Consider the following 13783-nt stretch of genomic DNA (forward strand, 5'->3'; position numbering starts at 1 on the left):
CTCGTCCGATGCCTCCGGCGGCCCGGCACAATCATGATCGTAATGGATACACGATTGTATCGGCCCACAGGAGTCGCAAATGCATCGCAACGGCAAGCAACCCATCAAACAGGACGAGCTCACGCCCAGCCAACTCATCCTGCCGATCGAATCCGATCTGCTGGCGGGCGATCAGGAGCGCGACGAAGACAGCGACAGTGGCACGCACGACGTTGTGACCGGAACGCCAGAGTTCCTAGAGATTGCCAATGAAGAGAAAGGCCCGCGCGAAACGGCGCCGGCCGATGCCATAGAGGTGCTCGCCGTGGAACCGCCAGTGGCGAAGAACGCCAAGGAAGACCGCAAGTCGCGCATGAAAGACTCAGGGGCCGCGCCGAGAAAAGTCACGCGCGCGGGCGCGCATCCCCAGCCCGCCAAAAAACTTGCCGGCACGCTTCGCGCTGGCATCAAAAAACAGACGAGGCCATGAAATCAATTCACAAGACTGCCGCGCGGGCACTTGCCGGCCTCGCTGCGCTGGCTACGTGGGCGTACACCGCTCACGCCAACCCGCGCAAGTCCGACGCGGAATTCGCAAAGATGGATATCAACAGGGACGGTCGCGTTTCTTCCGATGAACATGCGGCTGGCGGCAAACAAATGTTCGACGCGATGGATGCGAACCATAACGGCAAGGTGACCGCTCTAGAAATGGATGCTGCGCATGAGCGCGTGACCGGCGCCCAAGCCAACAGGGCGGAGATGTCGGCCGCCGAGAAAATCAAAGTGATCGACAAAGATGGTGATGGGATTCTGTCGGCGGCAGAACACGCATCGGGCTCCCAAGCCATGTTCGAGAAAATGGATACGAACAAGGACGGCTATTTGAGCCGGGTTGAGCTTGCGGCAGGTCATGCAAACATGCTGAAGAAAACCTAGTCCTACTCCGGCTTGATATTCCCATCCTTGATAACTTTCGCCCACTTGGCGATTTCGCTCTTAACGGTAGAGGCAAGCGCGTCGGGCGTGCTGCCGGAAACTTCGATCCCCTGTTCGGCGAGCCTTTCCCGCACTTCCGGCATCAGCAGGACCGCATTCACTTCGCGATTTATCAGCGCAATGATTTCCGCGGGCGTGCCGGTCGGCGCGAACAGCGCGTAGGGCGCGATCGATTCGAAACCAGGCAACGTCTCCGCCACCGTCGGCAGATCCGGCAGCACCGGCGAGCGCTTGGCCGACGTCACGGCGAGTGCGCGCAGCTTTCCGGATTTGATGTGCGGCAGGTGTGGCGGCATGGAATCGAGCGACATCGACACCCGGCCGTCGATCAGGTCAGGCAGGAACAGCGCGGTGCCTTTGTACGGCACATGCACGATATCGATGCCCGCCATCTGCTTGAACATTTCCCCTGTGAGATGAATCAGCGCGCCGGTGCCCGAAGAGGCGAAGTTGAGCTGGCCGGGGTGCGACTTGGCGTAAGCGATCAGTTCCGGCACGGTTTTCACCGGCAGGCTATTCGTGATCACCAGCACGCTCGGGACATGGCCCACCATCGAGATGGGGGTGAGGTCGCGGCGGAAATCGTAGCCAAGGGTCTTGTAGTACGTCACCGAAATCGCGTGCGACGCGACCGAGCCCATCAGCAGAGTGTAGCCATCAGGCGCCGCCTTGGCCGCCGCTTCCGCGCCGATGTTCGCGCCCGCGCCCGGCTTGTTGTCGACGATCATCGTCTGGCCGAGTCGCGCACCGAGCTTTTCCGCCACCACTCGCGTGAGGATATCCGTGGCTCCGCCTGCGGGAAACGGGACGACGACGTGGATGGGTTTTGACGGATATCCGCCCGCGGACTTTGCGGGGTCTGTGACTGTGCGAGCTGCGGAAGAATGAACACGAACAGCAATGCAAATGCGGTGGCGGCAATTTGTTTCAGTTGTTTGCGCATGACGCGGTCCCCGTATCGATGTGTTTGCGCAACCACTATAGAGGCCGGGATTCCTTAAATCAAATGCGCCGGGTCTCCCTGCTGCCAGTCGCGTGCCGGATCAATTACTTTTGTTTCCCGCGCGACTCACCGCCATCTGTCTCCGGTCTTCTTCACGTAATTCGCCAGCACATAGGGCCACGGAATGACGATCGGGAAAATCACCCAACCCATCAGGCAGGCGTTGACCGACTCCCATGTGTCCGCGTCCATCTGCTGCGCAGACCACAACGGGAATGCAACGGCGATCAACCATATCGACTTCCAGACCAGCTCGAAAAGAAGCAGCGGCAACATTTGCAGCGGATAGCGAATTCCCAACGCTGCCAGGACCGATACGGCCGCGAGCAAGCTTGAGGCAGCGCGAGGCGTTGGGTCACCCGCGATCGCGTGGCTGACGATTCCTGGCCATATGGCGAATCCAAGCCCTACCAATATGAGCAGGTAAGTGGCTCTCAGCAGATACAAGCGAAACGTTGATACCTCAGCCATCGTGCGAGTCCCTTTCCTCTATAACGACGGAAAACTCCAGCGCTGGCGGTCCTCACAGGCCATTAGTGCCGTGCAACCCCCGCCAGATACGGCGTTTCAAAACCTGAGGCGACGGATTCAATCACCGAGTAGCAGCGTCACGCTACCAACACCTTCACATCCGGATACCCCAGCATCTTCAGGATGAAGTAGTTGGCGGCGGCGTCGCCAGGATCGTCTGCGACGCAAATGATTTCGGCATAACGCGGGAGCCCGGCTTTGACGAGGATGCTCCAGATATCTTTCGCTGCCTTCGGTGTTCCGTCGACATTCACCAGCTCGGTGTACGGCACGTGAATCATTTTTCCGTCCCGCACTTTGGCCGGCATCGCTTTGCCGGAAGCGATGTAGACCTTCGGATACGCGCCTTCCGTGCGCGACGGCTCGCCGGTCAGGATGCCGGGACGAACGTTGGCGGTATATGTGGTGGCCGGGAGGGCAAGATCCTGCGGCGATTTTCGCGGGCCGACGATGGTGGCTTCCTTGGTGAGCGTAAAACCGCCGAGCCCCCAGTCGTCCATGCCCTCGGCGAGGACAGAGATCTTTTTCTGTCCGAGCTTTTCCAGCATCAGGAACGCCAGTGCCGAACTTGTGTTCAATCCGCCATCGGAGACGATGACAGCCTCAAAGGCCGCATTGACGCCAGCGGCCCCCAGCATGTCGGCAAGTTTCTCTGGGGTGGCGAGGTGGCGCTTGAAGACATCGGCGGGAATGTTGACGGCGAACGGCACATGTCCCAGTTGGTAGGCCTCTGCCGGGCGCACATCCACAACGTTCAGTTTTGACACACCGAAGCTGCGCAGCATCGGGTTGCCCCATCCATTCAGCCAGTTTTTTTCGCGCATCATATTTGGCGCGTCGTACGTCCAGAACGGCAGCCCTCTGTCGTCACGCAGCCACTCCAACTGGGATTCCTTGTAGAGCTTGACCTTCGGGTAGTTCAGCAAAATCCTGGTGGCAAAAAACGGTACGCTGGCAGCAATGCCGCCGCCGCAGTGCGTGTACACCTGCTGTTCAGGTTTGATCCCCAGGTAGGTGAGCATTCGCTTGATCTCCCCGCTGGATTTGAACGTCTTGTCCGGGTTAAAGAAGTCCGCGCTGGGCGCCATGATGGCATTGGGGATATGGCCGGCGCGGTCGAAAAATTTGGCACCGCCAAAATGCTGATCGGGTTCGAGCGCCTCGACGAGCGCGTTGTTGACCGGGTCGCCGGAGGCCACCAGAAATTCCGGCAGCCGCACACGCACCTCTTCCCTCAGCGTCGCGACGCGAAATGTTCCCGTCTTCGGCGCCGGTGTGGCGTCTTTCGTGGCCGCGCCGCCCGCCGCCAGCCATTTCGCCATGCCGCCGTCGAGGACGAACATGTCCTCGGCGGGGAAGCCGTGATAGTAGAGGTCAAAGAAAAGGCTGGTCGCAAAGAAGGTGCCGCCCTGGTCGGTGAGGACGATCTTCTTGCCGGCGCTGACCCCCCAGGACTGGATGCGCCGCTCCATCTCTGCGGTGGAATTCTCGCGGCCACCGAAGCTGAACACATCGACATTAACCGCGCCGGGAATGTGCCTCGCCGCGTGCAACGGGGTCGGTGATGCATCCAGCAAAATAATATCGTCGCGATGGAGGTTCTTCTCGAGCCATTGAACGCTGACGAGATTGCCCGGGCGATCTTCGGCTGCCGCGGCCGGCTGCATCATGAACAGGCCACTCGCGATGAATACGAAAATCCAATAGCTCAGGTGCTTTGACATGTTGTGCTCCGGTTGCGTAATGGCCGTAACGTAGTCTTGCGGCAACGCCGGGAGCAAGCCCGATGTGATGAGCCACGGTTCAGGCGGACGGGGCACGATCCGCGCGGATAGGCCGCACGCCTGCGGACCGCGTTTACATCATTCGAAAATGATGAAGAAAGGTGCGGCTTACCGGCAACACATCCGCGCGATATTTCAGATGGATGTTGGCCGTCTCGTTATGACCGCGCAGGACCTGTTTGATCGCGCGAAGGTTAACCACCACCGAGCGGTGCACCTGCACAAACTGCTCGGCATCAAGCTGGTTGATGAGTTCCTTCAATGGCGTGCGCACCAGCCCCTCGGCAGGCTGGCCCGCCGGATCATGCCAGGCGACGAGCGTGTACTTGTCTTCCGAGCGCAGGAAATCGATCTCGTCAGCCGACACCAGGCGCAGCGCCTGCCCCACCGATACGCGCAGCCAGCGAAGCGACGTTGGTGCCGCATTCTTGAAAACCCGCGCCGCGAGTTGATCGAGCAAGGCGGCGGTATCGGGAATCTCCGGCGTGGCACGCAGTCGCTCCTTGAGGCGCGCCACGGTGTCCATCAGACGTGAAAGCTCTACCGGCTTCACCAGGTAATCGAGCGCGCCCTGGTCGAACGCCTGCACCGCGTACTGATCGTAAGCGGTGACGAACACGACATGCGCGCGGCGGCCGATGAAGCGCGCTGCTTCGATGCCGGACAAGCCGGGCATGTGCACGTCGAGAAAACAAATGTCGGGGTGCTGTGCCTCGAAACTCTCGACCGCCGCGCGGCCATTGCGCGCCTGCGCGACCACCTCCAGTTCGGGCCAGGTCTGCGCAAGCAGGCGCGTGAGCGATTCGCGCAGCAGTGGTTCATCATCAGCAATCATCGCCGTGGGGCGCCGCGCGGTCACGACCTCCGTCATGGCGCATCCTTTCGCGCGGGGAAATCGATTTCGGCACGCACGCCGTGTGGCGAGATTTCGCTGAGCGTAACGTGGGCATCGCCGTCGAAGGCCAACTGCAAGCGCTCCCGCAAGTTGGCAAGCCCGGTGCCCAGCCCTTCGCTGCCACGGGCAAGGCCCATGCCGGTATCGCGCACTTCAGCATGGCCGCGCCCATTGATGATGGTCACGCGCACATCGATGCGTCCGCCCTCCTCGGTCGGATCGATGCCGTGACGCATGGCATTTTCGACCAGGGTCAACAGCGTCATCGGCGGGCACACCAGCGTTCGCGCGTCGTCGTCGGCTTCAACGCTGAATTGCAGGCGATCGGGCATGCGCATTTGCATCACGTCCAGATACGCCTGCACCAGTTCGAGCTCCTGACCCATCGTGCTGGAGGGCTGATTGAGGCGCGGCACCGCGGCGCGCAAGTAAGCGATCAGGCTCTCCAGCACCGGCGCTGCGCGCGGCGAACCCGTGCTGACCAGTTCGCGTACGTTCGCGAGGGTATTAAACAGAAAATGCGGCGCGACCTGCGCTTGCAGCAATCGCAGGCGCGCATCGAGCGCATTGCGATCGTACTCGCTGCGCGCGAGTTCAAATGTCAAGGCGAGCTTGTGCGCCTCGTCCTTGATTTGCCGAAGCAACGCCGCAACGGCAATCCACGGCGAGACCAGCAGCCCCAGTGCGGTCATGATGCTGAATCCGAACATGCGATTCTGGTTCTGCCACCAGTGCGCCGGGTCCCCTATCGTGGTGATTGCGTAGGCGATCGCGGTACTGATCGGAACTGCCACGGCCACCGCGAACACTTGCAGCGCCCAGCGCGAAATCCACGCGGGCAGGTGTATGGGCGAGCGCTCGAACAACCCGAAGGCAAGCAATACCACACAGCCGATGAACAGCACGCGACCGACAAGGACGGCATAGGACGCCTGCCATGTCGCGAGTATCGGCAGGTGCAATAAGAAGCACGTTATCAGCATGACTTTCATGCGCCGCCAATGGAACACGCGCGCAAGGTCGTGGCGGATGGGCGTGGCGTCTATGAATGTCATCGTGACAAGATACCAGCGCGGCGCGGCGAATCAAAATCGCGGGCAGCATCGCAACAATAGGCGCCACTATGAAGCATCACGACACGGCCCTGCCGCCAGGGTCGCTCGTCGGCGCCGGGCGTCGTTAGATGGCGGTTGACGGCCTCTCGTCGGAAACGGATCAAACTGGATCGGACGCCTGTTTCCGCGCTACTACTGTTGAACGGTCAATTCAGAGACTATTTGTGCCGAGAGATGCTGAAATGCGTTGTTCAACGATTGATCAATGAAATCGTTTTGTGCGTCGATCCACGCGGCATAGCTGCCGGGCGGGCCGGCATATTCAAAGCGCTTCTGATTACGTGCCTTGCCCGCCGCGTTGGCCGACACCAGAACGCTCATCATTAATGCGGTCTGCTCCGCGCGGGACGTATCGACAAAAAGAGTTTCAACGTCAACTTCAACCAACAGCGTGTCGCGAGGAAGAGCGGGGTCCTGGTCGCGAATCCCAGCAGAAACAAGAAAAACACCCGCATTGGCGAGCCTGTCCAGACATTTGTGGCTCAGAAGCCGCGCCAATGCTGGTGTTTCACTGCCAGTTATGCCCCGGTCACTAAAGGCGTCAATACCTGAGTTGCTGGGGTGAATTGTTTCCAACCTGCTATAGTTTTTCCCTGCCACTTGTGAAGCCGTCACGATGCGCCGACTCGCCCTGCTCACCGCACTTTGCCTGACGTTTCCCCTCCACGCCTTCGACTTGCAAGGCCACCGCGGTGCGCGCGGATTGTTGCCGGAAAATACGCTGCCCGCGTTTCAGAAGGCAATCGACCTCGGCGTCGATACCATTGAATGCGACATGGCGATCACGAAGGACGGCGTGGTGGTGATCCATCATGACCTGTACCTCAACCCGGACACCACGCGCGGCCCCGATGGAAACTGGCTGGGCGAGAAGAACCCCGCCATCAGCGAGCTCACCTTTGCCGAGCTGCAGAAGTACGACGTCGGCCGCCTGAAGCCCGGCACCGAATACGCGAAGACGTTCAAGGACCAGCAGCCGGTCGATGGCACGCGCATCCCGAAGCTTTCCGATCTCTTCGATCTGGTGAAAAAATCCGGCAATACAAAGATCGGGTTTGACTGCGAGACAAAGGTTTCCCCCGCGGATCGCGCGGCCACACGGCCGCCGGAGGAATTCGCCCGCATGGCCATCGCCGAAATTCGCAAGGCCGGGATGGCGACGCGAACAATGGTGCAATCGTTCGACTGGAGCACGCTGCAGGCGATTCAGAAAGAGGCGCCGGAAATCCGCACGATGTATTTGTCTTCTCCGCGCACGCTTGCCCTCGCGGCAGACGGCACTCCGTCACCGTGGCTTGCCGGCTTCAACCCCGAGCGGTTCGCGGGCTCAGTACCCAAGGCGATCAAGGCCGCAAACGGAAAGATCTGGGCGCCAAACCAGACTTTTCTCACGCCAGCCATGTTGGCCGAGGCGCGGTCAATGGGGATCATCGTCATTCCGTGGACCGTCAATGACCCGGCAATGATGAACAAGTTGCTGGACATGGGCGTGGACGGCATCATTTCCGACCGGCCGGACCTCGTGCAAATCGAGCTGAAGAAACGCAAGTAACGAACGCCGGGGACACCACGTGCAGGCAAGTTGCTCCCGTCCCCAAGTGCGAACATGATGGTCAAAATAGACAAGCTCGCCTGGCTGCACATCCAGGACAAGCGGCTTCTCGGCGCCCGGTCCAAAGGCAAATCGGCCTGGTACATGCCGGGTGGAAAGCGGGAAATCGGCGAGAGCGATGCGCAGGCACTGATCCGCGAAGTCAGGGAAGAACTTTCGGTGGAACTTGCGCCGGCGAGCCTCGAATACGCCGGTGTATTCGAGGCGCAAGCGGATGGCGAGCCCGTGGGAACGCAAGTCCGGATGACCTGCTATTTCGCGGACTTTACCGGCACAATAAAAGCTGCCGCGGAAATTGAAGAAGTGGCGTGGCTCACCAGCCGCGACAAATTGAGGTGCTCGGCGAATGCCCGGCAAGTGCTGGACTGGCTGAAGTCGGAAGGCCGCATCGAATGAAGTCCTATGAATGGATTTTGTTCGATGCCGATGACACGCTGTTTCACTTCGATGCGTTCAGCGGATTGCAACTCATGTTCTCGCGCCACGGCGTTGAATTTGCCGAGCATGACTATCACGCGTATCAAGCAGTCAACAAGCCACTTTGGATCGAATACCAGAGCGGCCGCATCGACGCGCAGCAATTGCAGCGCGAACGCTTCCAGCTGTGGGCCGACAAATTGCAAATTGCTGCAAACGAACTGAACAGCGCGTACCTGACGACGATGGCTGAAATTTGCACGCCGCTCGATGGCGCGGTCAGCCTGCTGGGGGCGCTGCGCGGCGAAGCCAGGCTGGGCATCATCACCAACGGGTTTACCGAACTGCAGGAAGCGCGGCTGGCACGTACCGGGCTGGCGCATCACTTCGACGTGCTGGTGATCTCGGAACAGGTCGGCATGACCAAGCCTCACCGCGAAATTTTCGACCACGCGCTCGCACTCATGGGCGATCCCGCGCGAGATCGCGTGCTGATGGTGGGCGACAACCCGGATTCGGATATTCTGGGCGGGATCAATGCGGGACTGGATACGTGCTGGGTGAATGCCGATGGCAGGGCGGCCCCGGCGGATTTGACGCCGACTTATGAAGTGACGTCGCTGGCCGAGCTCGAACGGCTGTTGCTTGCAGCAAGGTACTGACCATTGAACGCGGGCGCGCCGCTGGCTGATGGAAGCGACGCGGCGACTAGTCAACCGCCAGCGACGTCGATCGCCTCGAGCTCCTCCGCGATCATATCGGAATCCACCGGACGCACCAGCCTGGATTTTTCCATTCCATCATGCAGAAAAATCAGCGTAGGCCAGAGCTTCACCTTGAAGGAGCGCCCCAGCGGGCGGCCAGGGCCGTCGGCAATCTTGATGTGATGCACGCCGGGATGTTTCTCAAGGGCAACCGCGATCAGCGCCTGCGCGGCACGGCAATGACCGCACCACGGACTGCCGAATTCAATCATGACAGGGTCTTTCCGGGCATCGATTTCGGCGCGACCGGGTTCCACGTCTGCGTAGTTTTCATTCATCATCGCATTCACCGATGAGTGAGTCCGGCTTTTCACCCGCCAACTATTCGGCAACGCACAAACAATGCGTATACGCGGCAAACGGGTTGCCGCTGCTCTTCGCCTGATCGGCCGCTTCCAGGATCCACGCAAGATCGCGCCGCACCTCACGCGCAACGTCGGGAAGCGCCGCGAGTGGCAGGACATTGTTGGCCGCATTGCCCACCATCGTCTGGATCCACGCTTCCAGTTGCGCGCCGCCCAACTGCGATATCAGCTTCTCGAAAGGCGTGCGTTCCGTCTCGACGTAAATCACGCGTGCATCATCACCGAGCTTGGCTTTGGCGGCTGCCGACTTGATTGCATCGCCAAAGCTGCCGGTGCGGTCAATCAAGCCGCGTTCCCTCGCTTGATTGCCGGTCCATACCCGGCCTTGTCCGACGTCGTTGATTTTCTCCGGCGTGGTCTTGCGGGCGACCGCCGCTTTACCCGTGAATTCCGTGTAGATGTTGCCAATCGCGGCTTGCACCAATTGCGCAAATCGCGGATCGAGGCCGTGCCGCGGATCGTAGGCGCCGCCCAGCCATGTGGTGGTCACGCCGCCGGTCGCAATCGATAGCTTTTCCATCGCCTTTTCACCGGTTGGAAGCATGGCAATTACGCCGATGGATCCGGTAATGGTGGCCGGGTCGGCGATGGTTTCATCCGCGGCCATCGAGATCCAGTAACCGCCCGAAGCCGCGACATTTCCCATCGATACCACCACCGGCTTGCCCGCGATGCGCGTGAGTTCGAGCTCACGGCGAATCAATTCCGAACCAAACGCGCTTCCGCCGGGCGAGTTCACGCGCAATACCAGCGCCTTCACCTTGTCGTCGTCGCGTGCCTTGCGAATCAGTTCGGCCGTCGAGCGGCCGCCAATGCGCCCGGGTGGCGCAATACCGTCGCTGATTTCCCCCTCGGCAACGACGACGGCGATGGCGTCATCACCGCGTTTCGGCTTGAGCGTCCCAAGGTAAGCGTTAAACGAAACCTGGCGGAAAGTTTTGTTTTCTTCGTCCTTTGCGCCACGCTGAATCATCAATTCGCGAAATTCATCGCGCGTTTTCAGGCCGTCGACCAGCCGGCTTTCAAGTGCAAGTTTTCCCGGGTTGCCATTGACCACGGCAAAGCGTTGCGTGATTTCCTCGATGCCTTTGTTGATGGCGCCAGCGGGCAACTTGCGCGCCTTCTCAACAGCGCCCGTATAGGTCGCCCACAAGTCGTTGTACAAAAACGTGTCGGCTTCAATGGTCGCTTTCGAGGGCGCGTTGCTGGTGTAAGGCTCGCCGAAACTCTTGTAGGTACCGACGCGCAGGACATTGGCCTGGATGCCGAGCCGGTCCAGTGCGTCCTTGTAGTAATTGCGGTAGCGTCCATAGCCCTCCAGCATGACCACACCCATCGGATGCATGAAAACTTCATTGGCATGCGCGGCCAGATAGTAAGAACGCTGGTTGAAGTGGCCGCCCCACGCAATAACCTGTTTGCCAGCATCCTTGAACCGCTCAAGCGCGCTGGCCACCTCGTGCAACGATGCCGGGCCACTGCCGTCAAATTCATCGAGGGTCAGCACCACGCGTTCGATGCGCGAATCCTTGGCTGCCGCATCGAGTACTGCGAGCACATCACGCAATTGCGTTGGTTCTTTCGTGCCGCCCTGCACTTCGCTCAGGAGCTGCTCACGCGTGCTGCCCGAGCGCTGCTCCACCAGTTTTCCGGTGAGGCCAAGCACCAGCACGGTTTTTTTCATCAATTCTGGGGCTTCCTTGAAAATCACGGCAATGATGAAGGCTAGGACAATGAGAAAGATGAGGTTAAAAAACACGCGGCGGCTTGTGTCGAGCGCCGACCAGAAACCGCTGAAGACGCGACGCAACAATCCAGGGACGGATGACATGGATACTCCAGAAAACATAAGGGCCAACTGCAATGATACCGGCGTTGCAGCCGGGACCTGACTTGACCGCCACTCGCAAGTCAGTTTTTTTCGCGGCCGTGAATGGCCGGTGTCCAGGGCGGCGTTCCCGCGCGGGCGGAAATTCCGTGTGATTAGCCGGCGACCAAGAATGTGTAGCCGAATTTACTGCCTAAGGTGTAAGCGCGGAGGTTTGATATGCGGACAAAAAGGCATCGCAGGGCTAGCGCCAATCGACTTTGCCGAACCCGTCCTGACCCATGAATGTGTAGAAGATGCCGATGGTTCCCCGCGACTGGGTTCGGCTGCCGAGGTCGGGATAGGTCGCATCGCGGCGGTTTCCCAGGTACTTGATGGTGATGGCATGGCGGCGACTGATGCGCTGCGTGAATGATGCATCCACGCGAAAGATGTTGTCATGTCCCCCGCGGTCGGCAGCGCCAACGTTGCTCACGAAGTATTCGCGCGCGGTCAGGTCAAGTGACGCGCTGTCGGCATAAATCAGGCGCATCGCGAACAGTGCCTGCGGCGCCACGCCGTAGTGGTATTCGCGGTCGGTTGCATCGCCGCGCGTGGTGCCGACAGCGGCGTAACCCACGCCAAGGAGTCCCGTGCCCTGCACCGCAAACGAATCAGACAGCCGCCATTGCGCGGTGGTGCCCACCGACAACGCCGAACTTGATACGCGGAATATTTGTGGCGCCATATAGTCGTAGCTGCCGTACAGCCCCCAGATTCCCCGGTATTTCTCACCTGCCTCATAGTCCTTGCCCACCAGCAGTCCGCGCGTAAAGAGGCTCTCGAATCCATTGGCGCTCGAGGCGGTCGCCTGCAGATTGAAATAATCGAATGGACGCGCATATGTGTAGCCAGGCTTTCCCGGTAACCCGTAGTCGATGGAAAAATCGGTAAGCGCTTCGTTGCGCCGGAGCTTCGTGGTCGACGTGCCCTGGTCGTTTTTTGCCGTACCGCTGAAGCCGACTTGTATGCGGCTGTAGTAGGCGGGATCGTGGCCGGGAAAGATCTCTCGGTTGTGAAAGATGAAACGATTGATACCCATTGACGGGGTAATGGCCGTGGAGACAATTTCGCGCCAAAGCGGCGGCGAACTTCCACCATGCTCGAGCATCAGGCTGGACAAGCGAAAAAGTGCCTCGCCCAGAAAGGTCCCGCCGATACCGGAGGCGATCTGGTCGTTTCGTGACGGCGGTGTCGTCTCCCCTGCGATCTCCCAGAATGCGCTGCCCGCAAACGTGTAGGCGAGCGACTCCCAGTAACTGAGTCCGGAGGTCCGCGCGAACCGGTGGTAGATCGAGCCTTGATACGGATGTCCCAGCTGATTTACGCCAAACGGGTCGTTATCGACCGCCCAGCTACGTCGCAAATTGCGCCGGATCGACGACATGTTGCTTTTGTATTCATCGCTGATGTACCGCCGGTTGTACTGGTTCAGCAGGACGTCAAAACCGACGATCGCGAGTGCCGGAAACACATAGTTCTTGCGAGCCGCCACATCGGCCGAGAAGTCGGGCGGGGGTTTCCGGGTCGCGCTTGCGGGGGCGTCGGTCGTAGCGGCGGTCGTGGCAGATACGGGTGGCGTCAGCGTGGTCGTCGTCTCGCGTGTTTCAGCGCGTGCGCCACACATTGCCGCGAGACCAAGCATGAAAACAGCGCCGAAACGCGCTGCCTGGCACATAAAGGTGCGCTGTGAAGCATTCGCACCAGGTGCGGAAAGGGAGTCAGGAAATCGCATCCGCCGATTCTGTTCGAATTGGGGCCGGCTCTCCGTGCGTTAGCGAACACTTAAGCGGCCAGTTTGAAGTCTTTCGGGCTGTTTCCGCCTATCGGCACGCTGCCGGCAGCGACCAAATTTGAAGAAAGGCGCGCGCGACGAAAATTGAATCGTCGATTGCAACGTTCAGATTGCCGGATTCGTTACAGTATTGGAAATTTCTTGCCGGCATTGCGCAAAACAATTCTTCAGCGCAAGTTGGCATTGCCTTCGACATTGCGGCGCATTTCAATACGCACGTTGGTCAGCTTGATCGCGATGGGCTGGATGGGCACCACCGTCAGCTCATAGTCGCCTGCCTCCGCGACCTTTGCGGTCAACATGTTCTTCAGGATGTACGGCGCGCCGGGCTGTCCGTCGACGTCGCCTGCATAATTGATATTGAATTTGCTCGCCGCCACTTCGCGCCGGTTAAACGTCAACGTGGCGAGGTAGCTGTTCCACTTGCCCGCCTTGGTACCGTCAATGCCATGTTCCGCGCGGATGTTGACCGCCACCGGCGACATCTGCGGCGTGAGGGATAATTTGACCGGTCCATAGCCTCCGTTTGCCGATTCGGTCACCGGCTCGGAATGCATTTTGTCGCCGGTGGCGACACCGTCACAACCGGCAAACGTCGCGATCAGCAGGACGCAGGCAGCTACGGAAATGCGCTTTGTCATTTGGCGAATCCTTCTG

The 13783-nt window shown here is 59.8% G+C and carries 15 protein-coding genes; 5 read left to right on the forward strand and 10 right to left on the reverse strand.

The genetic code is table 11. The features are described from left to right. Positions 1-79: 79 nt before the first annotated feature. Both IPP88_16640 and IPP88_16645 read left to right on the forward strand, forming a co-directional pair. Complete coding sequence (locus IPP88_16640; GenBank protein ID MBL0124273.1) at positions 80-469, forward strand: hypothetical protein; 390 nt, start codon at positions 80-82, stop codon at positions 467-469. Further along, on the forward strand, positions 466-918 hold the full coding sequence (locus IPP88_16645) for an EF-hand domain-containing protein (GenBank protein ID MBL0124274.1): 453 nt from the start codon (positions 466-468) through the stop codon (positions 916-918). The genes IPP88_16640 and IPP88_16645 overlap by 4 nt, the downstream gene beginning before the upstream one ends. A 2-nt stretch (positions 919-920) precedes the next feature. Here IPP88_16645 and IPP88_16650 read toward each other — a convergent pair whose 3' ends face one another. The 6 genes from IPP88_16650 to IPP88_16675 form a co-directional block, all read right to left on the reverse strand. Beyond that, the gene (locus tag IPP88_16650; protein MBL0124275.1) at positions 921-1745 is read right to left on the reverse strand and encodes a tripartite tricarboxylate transporter substrate binding protein; all 825 of its coding nucleotides are present in this window, start codon (positions 1743-1745) and stop codon (positions 921-923) included. Positions 1746-2047: 302 nt separating this feature from the next. Beyond that, positions 2048-2452: a hypothetical protein gene (locus IPP88_16655; protein ID MBL0124276.1), complete on the reverse strand. Its 405-nt coding sequence runs from the start codon at positions 2450-2452 to the stop codon at positions 2048-2050. Positions 2453-2589: 137 nt separating this feature from the next. Then, the gene (locus IPP88_16660) at positions 2590-4236 is read right to left on the reverse strand and encodes a hypothetical protein (GenBank protein ID MBL0124277.1); all 1647 of its coding nucleotides are present in this window, start codon (positions 4234-4236) and stop codon (positions 2590-2592) included. Between the two features lie 133 nt (positions 4237-4369). Beyond that, complete coding sequence (locus IPP88_16665; protein MBL0124278.1) at positions 4370-5167, reverse strand: response regulator transcription factor; 798 nt, start codon at positions 5165-5167, stop codon at positions 4370-4372. Further along, positions 5164-6246 carry a histidine kinase gene (locus tag IPP88_16670; protein MBL0124279.1) on the reverse strand — a complete coding sequence of 361 codons (1083 nt, stop codon included), beginning with the start codon at positions 6244-6246 and terminating at the stop codon, positions 5164-5166. Before IPP88_16670 ends, IPP88_16665 begins: the two co-directional genes overlap by 4 nt. A gap of 192 nt (positions 6247-6438) precedes the next feature. Beyond that, complete coding sequence (locus IPP88_16675) at positions 6439-6921, reverse strand: hypothetical protein (GenBank protein MBL0124280.1); 483 nt, start codon at positions 6919-6921, stop codon at positions 6439-6441. Between the two features lies 1 nt (position 6922). Between IPP88_16675 and IPP88_16680 the strand changes: the two genes are divergently transcribed. The 3 genes from IPP88_16680 to yjjG are packed head-to-tail and all read left to right on the forward strand — an operon-like array spanning position 6923 to position 8997. Then, the gene (locus IPP88_16680) at positions 6923-7858 is read left to right on the forward strand and encodes a glycerophosphodiester phosphodiesterase (GenBank protein MBL0124281.1); all 936 of its coding nucleotides are present in this window, start codon (positions 6923-6925) and stop codon (positions 7856-7858) included. A gap of 54 nt (positions 7859-7912) precedes the next feature. Further along, positions 7913-8314, forward strand: coding sequence for an NUDIX domain-containing protein (locus IPP88_16685; protein MBL0124282.1), 402 nt, complete (start codon positions 7913-7915; stop codon positions 8312-8314). Continuing rightward, positions 8311-8997: a pyrimidine 5'-nucleotidase gene (gene yjjG / locus IPP88_16690; GenBank protein MBL0124283.1), complete on the forward strand. Its 687-nt coding sequence runs from the start codon at positions 8311-8313 to the stop codon at positions 8995-8997. Before IPP88_16685 ends, yjjG begins: the two co-directional genes overlap by 4 nt. Positions 8998-9047: 50 nt before the next feature. On the opposite strand, the gene IPP88_16695 is transcribed toward yjjG, so the two are convergent. From IPP88_16695 to IPP88_16710, 4 genes are all read right to left on the reverse strand, one after another. After that, the gene (locus IPP88_16695) at positions 9048-9377 is read right to left on the reverse strand and encodes a thioredoxin family protein (protein MBL0124284.1); all 330 of its coding nucleotides are present in this window, start codon (positions 9375-9377) and stop codon (positions 9048-9050) included. Between the two features lie 43 nt (positions 9378-9420). After that, positions 9421-11295 (reverse strand): signal peptide peptidase SppA, encoded by a 1875-nt coding sequence (sppA, locus tag IPP88_16700; GenBank protein ID MBL0124285.1) that lies wholly within the window; start codon positions 11293-11295, stop codon positions 9421-9423. A 241-nt stretch (positions 11296-11536) separates the two neighbouring features. Beyond that, on the reverse strand, positions 11537-13009 hold the full coding sequence (locus tag IPP88_16705; protein MBL0124286.1) for a DUF3943 domain-containing protein: 1473 nt from the start codon (positions 13007-13009) through the stop codon (positions 11537-11539). A gap of 284 nt (positions 13010-13293) precedes the next feature. Next, entirely contained in the window at positions 13294-13767 is a 474-nt protein-coding gene (locus tag IPP88_16710) for a hypothetical protein (protein ID MBL0124287.1), read from the reverse strand. Between the last annotated feature and the right edge of the window lie 16 nt (positions 13768-13783).

This window comes from Betaproteobacteria bacterium, from assembly GCA_016720925.1.
GTDB lineage: Bacteria > Pseudomonadota > Gammaproteobacteria > Burkholderiales > Usitatibacteraceae > UKL13-2.

Bases quoted from the DNA above. Each gene is read 5' to 3' on its own strand.
- IPP88_16640 (MBL0124273.1), top strand. From the start codon at position 80: ATGCATCGCAACGGCAAGCAACCCATCAAACAGGACGAGCTCACGCCC.
- IPP88_16645 (MBL0124274.1), top strand. From the start codon at position 466: ATGAAATCAATTCACAAGACTGCCGCGCGGGCACTTGCCGGCCTCGCT.
- IPP88_16655 (MBL0124276.1), bottom strand. From the start codon at position 2,452: ATGGCTGAGGTATCAACGTTTCGCTTGTATCTGCTGAGAGCCACTTAC.
- IPP88_16660 (MBL0124277.1), bottom strand. From the start codon at position 4,236: ATGTCAAAGCACCTGAGCTATTGGATTTTCGTATTCATCGCGAGTGGC.
- IPP88_16665 (MBL0124278.1), bottom strand. From the start codon at position 5,167: ATGACGGAGGTCGTGACCGCGCGGCGCCCCACGGCGATGATTGCTGAT.
- IPP88_16670 (MBL0124279.1), bottom strand. From the start codon at position 6,246: ATGACATTCATAGACGCCACGCCCATCCGCCACGACCTTGCGCGCGTG.
- IPP88_16680 (MBL0124281.1), top strand. From the start codon at position 6,923: ATGCGCCGACTCGCCCTGCTCACCGCACTTTGCCTGACGTTTCCCCTC.
- IPP88_16685 (MBL0124282.1), top strand. From the start codon at position 7,913: ATGATGGTCAAAATAGACAAGCTCGCCTGGCTGCACATCCAGGACAAG.
- yjjG (MBL0124283.1), top strand. From the start codon at position 8,311: ATGAAGTCCTATGAATGGATTTTGTTCGATGCCGATGACACGCTGTTT.
- IPP88_16695 (MBL0124284.1), bottom strand. From the start codon at position 9,377: ATGAATGAAAACTACGCAGACGTGGAACCCGGTCGCGCCGAAATCGAT.
- sppA (MBL0124285.1), bottom strand. From the start codon at position 11,295: ATGTCATCCGTCCCTGGATTGTTGCGTCGCGTCTTCAGCGGTTTCTGG.
- IPP88_16705 (MBL0124286.1), bottom strand. From the start codon at position 13,009: ATGTGCCAGGCAGCGCGTTTCGGCGCTGTTTTCATGCTTGGTCTCGCG.
- IPP88_16710 (MBL0124287.1), bottom strand. From the start codon at position 13,767: ATGACAAAGCGCATTTCCGTAGCTGCCTGCGTCCTGCTGATCGCGACG.